Raw genomic sequence first — 5,042 nt, forward strand, 5'->3', positions numbered from 1 at the left:
CGACCGTGGCACGTGACCGGCTGGCTAGGATGTTGCGCGGCGACGCGGAGACCGCCTTCAGCGTGGAGCTGACGGCGAGTGCGGATGACCTGAGCCTCGAGGTCGAGGGCATCGGGCCCGTCGCGTTCCCGGTGCAGCCCGCGCAGGCCCGCAAGCTCCTCGGCCTCGGCCAGCCCGCCCGGTTCGGCCGCGGCGAGGAGACGCTGACCGACCCGGGCGTCCGCGACACGTGGGAGATCCCGAAGGATCTCGTCCGCGCCAGGTGGGACGACGACGCGCTGAACGTCATCCTGACCGCGGCGAAAGACGAGCTCGGCCTGCCGATCGCCGCCGAGCTGACCGCCGATCTTCATTCTCTTCTGGTGTACGAGCCGCGCCAGTTCTTCCTCGCCCATCAGGACACCGAGAAGGAGGACTCGATGATCGGCACCCTAGTGGTGACGCTGCCGTCCAGCTACACCGGCGGCGAGCTGGTGGTGCGGCACCTCGAGGATCGGGTGGCCTACCGGGGGTCGAAGACAGAGCTGTCGGTGGTCGCCTTCTACGCCGACTGCAGGCACGAGGTCCTCGAAGTGCGGTCGGGGTACCGGATCGCACTCACCTACAACTTCCTGCTACGCGGGGACACCGACTTGCCGGCGGGCGACGAGGGAGCAGTCGCCGAACTGGCCGATTTCCTTCGCGAGCACTTCAGCACACCGGTGCCCACCTATCGCCCCGAAGCCGCGGCCTTCCCGCCGAACCGGCTCGTCTACCTCCTCGACCACGAGTACACCCCACGCGCGCTGGGCTGGCGTGGGCTGAAGGGCGCCGACGCCGCTCGCGTGTCCCTGCTGCGGGCCGCAACCGAGCGGGCGGGGTACGAAGCCGTCCTCGCGCTCGCCGATGTCAAGACGACGCACAGCACCTACGAGGCAGATGACGACTACGGGTACCGACGGCGTTACTGGGATGACGACGAGGAGGAGGGCGAGGACGAGGACGGCGAGGATTCTGACGGCCCGGCCGACTACGAGATCCAGGAGCTGATCGACGCCGACGTCACGCTCACGCACTGGACCGGTCCGCACGGCGACCGGCTGGAAGCGACCTCGCTGGACGTCGGCGCCGAAGAGGTGTGCGCGTCGACCAGGACGGATGACCTCGAGCCCTATGCCTCGGAGTACGAGGGCTACATGGGAAACTGGGGCAACACGTTGGACCGCTGGTACCACCGGGCGGCCGTTGTCGTGTGGCCCCGCGAGCAGGCCTTCGCCAACCGTGCCGAAACGTCGCCCGCCTGGACTCTTGACGCGCTCACCGAGATGGCGCTGGCGGGCGACGTGTCGGGCGCGAAGGCCGCTGCGGCGACGCTCGAACCGTTCTGGGACAGCGCTCTGCGCGCACGGTCGCCGCAGGACAAGGACAGGATCTCCGAGACGTTCGGCAAGGCGCTGCGAACGGCGGACGCCGTGGCGGACGCGGCGATGCTGCTGCGCCCGTTCCGGGTCGAGAACCTGACCGCTGACGACGTCACGCCCTTCGGAAAACTCGCCAGCCGCTACGGCCAGCAGTGGACCAGCGACCTGCTGCGGGGGTGGGCCGGCGCGGCCGAGCCGACCTGGGCCATCCGCGGACCGGAACGCAGCCAATGGGTGGCGGACCTCGCTCCCCGGCCTGTGCGCGGGGCTGCACGCCGCGCCCGGTGCCGGCGCGATGGCCGCGCGGCTGCTCCTCGACCTGGCGTGGAAGTGGCTCGGCGAGGCCATCGACATCGCGGTCAGGTCGTCGTCCCCTCGTTACCGTGACAGCGACCTCGACAACCTGGGCAGGCCGCTCGCGTCAGTGCTGACGGCCGCCGCCGCGACCGGGACGGCGAGCACTCGGACCACGGTGGCCGCATACCTCCGGCAGCAGCCGGACGCGGTCACCGCGCTGGAAATGCCCGCGCTGCGCGCCGCGACGGGCCTGCCCGGCGACGGCCTGCCCGCCGAGGCAGGCTTCGGCGACCTGGCCGCGGACTGCGCGGCGCGGCTGCGGGCCCGGCTGGCCCTCCCGCGGCGCACGTCCACCGACTGGTCGATCACGCTGTCCGCGGGCGGCTGCGGCTGCGGCTGCGACCTGTGCGACACCTTGCGCGCGTTCCTCTCGGACCCGGACCGGCGCACCCTCGAATGGCCGCTCGCCGAGAAGCGCCGGCAGCATGTCCACTCCCGCATCGACGCCGCCGAACTGCCCGTCAGCCACGCCACCCGGCGGCAGGGCGCCCCTACACGCTCGTCCTCCACAAGACCGACGCGCTCTTCACCGACGAGGCCAAAGCACGGGACACCGACCAGGCGGACCTGGACTGGCTGGCAGCCGAATGGCACGCGGCACCCGACCCCTCGGCCCTCGGTTAGCCGCCGGGCACCCGGGCACCACGACCCCAGCCCCAGGGCGCGCGCTCCTTCTGGCGGACGATCCGTGCCGATCAGACCGCCATGAGGCCGCCGAGTCCCCAGCCCGCCTCGGGCGGCGGCATCGGCGAAGCCGATCACGATGACCGGGGAGCGCAGACGCTTCCATGTCAGCCCAACCGTGATGGTCTCGACGCCGCAGATGGCGCCGGTGGTGTCGCTGTGGCCGCGAACGGTGCAGCTGCACTGCCAGCCCACAGAGGCGTCGAGCACGGGGTAGCGCACAGTGTCGAAGATGTTCTCGATCGTCAGGTCCGATATATGGTTACGGAGAGTGTCCGCAAGGTGGCTGTCGGGGCTAGGCGGGTCCGATGGGCGACAGCCCACCCAGGCTCCGCTGCGCCGGGTCGGCATCAAGAAGTCGAGGATTTGCTAAACTCCACGCCGTGGACGAGTGGGAGGTCCGCGTCACAGACGAGCTCCTGGGCTGGATCAGCGAACTCGATTCAAGATCCATGACTCTTGTCGTTGACTCGATCGATCGGCTGGCCGATGCCGGACCGAGCCTGGGCCGCCCCCTCGTCGACCGCCTGGCTGGTTCCAAGATTCACAACATCAAGGAGCTCAGGCCCGGCTCTGCCGGCTCCTCGGAGATCCGGATCATCTTCGTCTTCGATCCCTGGCGCTCGGCGATCCTGCTGGTAGGCGGCGACAAGTCAGGCGACTGGTCCGGCTGGTACCGCGAGGCGATCCCACGGGCGGAACAGCTGTACGTCGAGTACGTGAAGGAATGGGAAGCCGAGGAGGGCAAGTCATGACCAGGTTTCCCAGGTGGAGCGATGTCCGCGCCGGGCTCGTCGCCGACGCCGGCGGTGAGGAGGCGCTGGCCGAGGCCCGTCGGCGCAACCAGACGTACATCGACGGCCGCCGGCTCGCGGAACGGCGCAGGCTCCAAGGCCTTACCCAGACCGAGGTCGCCGAGCACATGGGCGTCGCCAAGAGCCGCGTGTCGCAGATCGAACGCGGCGAGATCTCCACCGTCGACGTCATCGCTCGCTACGTCCAGGCCCTCGGCGGCCAGATCCAGATCACCGCGGTCTTCGGCGACGACCTTTACATACTGCGCGGCACCGACACCCCGGCCGCGTGACAAGCCGACAGGCACTGCGGGTAGTGCCGGTCGGATCGCTCTTGCCATGCAGGTACAACGCGTGCGGCCGGCCAACGGTCGCGTCGAGCACCGGATAGTAGATCCGGTCGCAGAACTTGCAGAAAGTCGCGTCCGTCGCGCGATCACACCACGTGGTTCTCGGAACCCTGTGGTCCGCGGCCTCGAGAACCGCGGGGCGTCCTGACGCCGCACTTCCCGGCCGGCCTCCGGCAGGCAGGACGAGAGAAACCCACCCGTGCCTGCTACCGGGTGACGATGACCGTCGCGCGGTGTCCGGCAGCGTTCCTGAGCTTGGTGTCGCCGGTGAGCAGGTCGCAGCCGAGTGCTTCGGCGAGCGCGATGTAGGCGGCGTCGTAGGCGCCGAGGTTGTGCCGCAGCTCCCATATCCGGGGGTGGTAGGGCCAGACCGGATGACGGATGATCCGCAGGCGCGCATAGTCGGCCAGCATCTGCTCGCCGCGATGGTCAGTGATCTTCTTTCCGGTGGCAAGCCCGCGGACTGTTGACGCGACCTCGACGTCGAGATGGTGCGGGGCGTGCAGCGTGCGCGGGGCGGACAGGCGCTGCCGGAGCACCTCGTCGCCCTCGCGGACGGACAGCACATCAATGACGAGCGAGCAGTCAACCACGTACGTGAGGGTCAACGCCGCCCCTCGTCGCGCGCCGCGAGAATGTCGTCCATGGTGAGCTCCACCGGTTCCCTGTCGCGGGCGATGCGGGCGATGACCTCGGCGTTGGTCTCCGTCGCCGCGTCGGCATCCATCAGGTCCCGCAGGTACCCGGACAGTGACTGGCCGAGCGATCTGGCGCGCTCGCGCAGGATCGCGAGCGTCGTCGGATCGACATCGCGCACCTGGATGATGCCCCCGTCGGCGGACTCGCTCACATATCCACGCTACCACGTATTCATGCATGGCGCATGAATGCATCCTCGGTGCCCCACCAGGCCCGAGCGCTACGGCATCAGGCTCGCCGCCGTGCTGGCGCCCAGCTCCCAGCAGGCCTCGCGTGCAGCAGCGTCCACCTCGCCGACGATCGACAGAGGCTCGCGTAGGCGCCTCCACTTCAGCCCGGTGGCGATGGTCTCGATCCCACGGATCGCACCGGTCGTGTCGCCGTTGCCGTGGACGTAGAACGCATCTGGCCGGCCAATGGTCGCCTCGAGCACGGGATAGTAGATTTGGTCGCAAAAGTAATGGAAAGTCGGATAAGCCGCGCAGCGGCGAGCTCGGCCTCGGATCGCGGCCGCGGCCGCGATCCGAGGTTGCCGAGATCAAGGAACTTCCGCCGACTTTCCCGATGCGTCGAACCGGCATGGCCTGCGAGGAGGACCATCGAAGTATCAGTTGATCGGGGGACCATGGCGGTGTTCGGCTACCTCGCGCTAGGCGTCATCTTGGTAGTCGCCGCCACGATGGCGGGATGCCTGTATATCGAAGCTATTCCGAAACCGCCAGGTTGATCCTTTCGAAACTCGGGTGACGGTCAGCGAA

At 68.9% G+C, this 5,042-nt stretch carries 7 protein-coding genes; 4 read left to right on the forward strand and 3 right to left on the reverse strand.

The features are described from left to right. The 4 genes from G6R25_RS21320 to G6R25_RS21330 all read left to right on the forward strand — a co-directional run. A partial coding sequence (locus G6R25_RS21320; RefSeq protein WP_235949356.1) for a 2OG-Fe(II) oxygenase occupies positions 1 to 1,787 on the forward strand: 1,787 nt, incomplete at its 5' end. A gap of 85 nt (positions 1,788 to 1,872) precedes the next feature. Further along, a complete protein-coding gene (locus G6R25_RS28185; RefSeq protein WP_235949358.1) occupies positions 1,873 to 2,466 on the forward strand; it encodes a hypothetical protein in 594 nt (197 codons plus the stop codon). 358 nt (positions 2,467 to 2,824) lie between these two features. Further along, positions 2,825 to 3,196 carry a type II toxin-antitoxin system RelE/ParE family toxin gene (locus G6R25_RS21325; RefSeq protein ID WP_235826557.1) on the forward strand — a complete coding sequence of 124 codons (372 nt, stop codon included), beginning with the start codon at positions 2,825 to 2,827 and terminating at the stop codon, positions 3,194 to 3,196. Then, positions 3,193 to 3,528, forward strand: a complete 336-nt coding sequence (locus tag G6R25_RS21330) for a helix-turn-helix domain-containing protein (RefSeq protein WP_136449648.1) — start codon at positions 3,193 to 3,195, stop codon at positions 3,526 to 3,528. Before G6R25_RS21325 ends, G6R25_RS21330 begins: the two co-directional genes overlap by 4 nt. A 263-nt stretch (positions 3,529 to 3,791) precedes the next feature. Here G6R25_RS21330 and G6R25_RS21335 read toward each other — a convergent pair whose 3' ends face one another. The 3 genes from G6R25_RS21335 to G6R25_RS21345 all read right to left on the reverse strand — a co-directional run bounded on the left by G6R25_RS21335 (position 3,792) and on the right by G6R25_RS21345 (position 4,717). Then, entirely contained in the window at positions 3,792 to 4,193 is a 402-nt protein-coding gene (locus tag G6R25_RS21335) for a type II toxin-antitoxin system VapC family toxin (protein ID WP_163554333.1), read from the reverse strand. Further along, positions 4,190 to 4,435, reverse strand: coding sequence for a hypothetical protein (locus G6R25_RS21340; protein WP_163554334.1), 246 nt, complete (start codon positions 4,433 to 4,435; stop codon positions 4,190 to 4,192). The genes G6R25_RS21335 and G6R25_RS21340 overlap by 4 nt, the downstream gene beginning before the upstream one ends. A gap of 69 nt (positions 4,436 to 4,504) precedes the next feature. Further along, positions 4,505 to 4,717 (reverse strand): flavodoxin, encoded by a 213-nt coding sequence (locus tag G6R25_RS21345; protein WP_235949360.1) that lies wholly within the window; start codon positions 4,715 to 4,717, stop codon positions 4,505 to 4,507. Positions 4,718 to 5,042: the final 325 nt, after the last annotated feature.

The sequence above is a fragment of the Candidatus Frankia alpina genome (genome assembly GCF_902806485.1).
Classification (GTDB): domain Bacteria; phylum Actinomycetota; class Actinomycetes; order Frankiales; family Frankiaceae; genus Frankia; species Frankia alpina.

Bases quoted from the DNA above. Each gene is read 5' to 3' on its own strand.
- G6R25_RS21330 (WP_136449648.1), top strand. From the start codon at position 3,193: ATGACCAGGTTTCCCAGGTGGAGCGATGTCCGCGCCGGGCTCGTCGCC.